At 53.8% G+C, this 1,236-nt stretch carries 1 protein-coding gene and 2 pseudogenes; 1 reads left to right on the top strand and 2 read right to left on the bottom strand.

The annotated features are described in order from the left end of the window. Positions 1–192 (top strand): annotated as a pseudogene (locus tag C3418_RS23595) (IS4 family transposase); the annotation flags it as partial. 44 nt (positions 193–236) lie between these two features. On the opposite strand, the pseudogene C3418_RS23590 reads toward C3418_RS23595, so the two are convergent. Together C3418_RS23590 and tnpA are read right to left on the bottom strand one after the other, a co-directional pair. Beyond that, positions 237–688, bottom strand: a pseudogene (locus tag C3418_RS23590) (hypothetical protein). A 58-nt stretch (positions 689–746) separates the two neighbouring features. Further along, positions 747–1,151, bottom strand: a complete 405-nt coding sequence (gene tnpA / locus C3418_RS23585; protein ID WP_010674034.1) for an IS200/IS605-like element ISAs26 family transposase — start codon at positions 1,149–1,151, stop codon at positions 747–749. Positions 1,152–1,236: the final 85 nt, after the last annotated feature.

Genomic DNA, 1,236 nt, shown 5'->3' with positions numbered 1-1,236 from the left:
TTCATCGCGAACCAGATGGCAGTGATGGCGGGCGCGTTATCGCCAGCCCATACGCCACGGAGGTTGGCGGAGTTGCGGGGCTGCATAGGCGTCATGTTCATAGAAAAACGCCCCAGGCCATCGAGACCCAGGGCGGTGAAGATATCAAAGACCCGTTTTCCGGTAAATCGCAATGCGGCTCCGCTTAAGTGAACAGCATTGCGGCATCTGCCGGCTGTTTTTTTTGACAGGCAGGGTTACACCGTGACCTTGCTGCGGCTGACCAGCTTGGGTTCCAGGGGCGGGAAGTCATCGTTGAAGAAGGTATCCGCTTCTTCAATTTGTGCCTTGCGCTGCTTCTGGATGAAGTTGTCGAAGTCGCGCTTGATCTCGGGGTCCTTGAGGGCCTCGTAGTCGAACACGTTGGCGGCATAGAGGTAGTTGAAGTAGATGTCGACGAACTCGGCGCTGGCACAGGCGGAGGTGAACTTGCTGTTCTGGCGGTCGAAGTTGACGCGGTACTGCTTGATCTTCGGCACATAGACCAGCTCGTTGCCCACCTTGAACACTTCCACTGTGACCCCCACCGTGATGGTCTTGTGAAGTCCTTGTTGTTCTCCACCCCGAAGCGGATGGCATCCCCCTGCTTTTGCAGGAACTTGTTGAAGCTGGCCAGCGCCGTGGTGCCCTGGCTCACCACCACGTCCATCTTAAATGCGAAAGGGGACTCCCTCCGACGTAGGTGGGAGGGGAATTTCGCCGGGGCGTCAGCCCCGCTGGTTTTGAATGTATTGCTTGATCACCTCCAACGGTGCTCCGCCGCAAGAGCCCGCAAAGTAAGAGCGTGACCAGAGTACGGGTTTGCTGTAAGCACCTCTCAAGTCCAGAAATTCATTACGCAGTCGCCTTGATGTGACCGCCTTTAACGAGTTCACCAGTACCGATAGCTGCACCGTTGGCGCGTACTCTATCAGCATGTGAACATGATCAGCCTCTCCGTCACACTCTTTCAGTTCCGCACCAAAATCTCTGCAAACCTCTGCCGCACACTGACCGAAGGAAGCGTGATGCAGATCCCCCAATATCGGCTTTCGATACTTGGTGATAAACACCAAATGTACGTGCAAAACGTAGGCCGCATGGCGTGATTTATTAATTTTAGTGAATTGCATTCTGTCACTCAATCGGGCATTAATAGATATGGCAATAATGCTGCACACTGAGCGCTAAATGCAAATTCTGAAAGCCTACAAATTC

Origin of the sequence: Aeromonas sp. ASNIH8, from assembly GCF_002919855.1 — a bacterium.
Lineage (GTDB): Bacteria > Pseudomonadota > Gammaproteobacteria > Enterobacterales > Aeromonadaceae > Aeromonas > Aeromonas caviae.
This window is presented reverse-complemented; position numbering and strand designations above follow the sequence as displayed.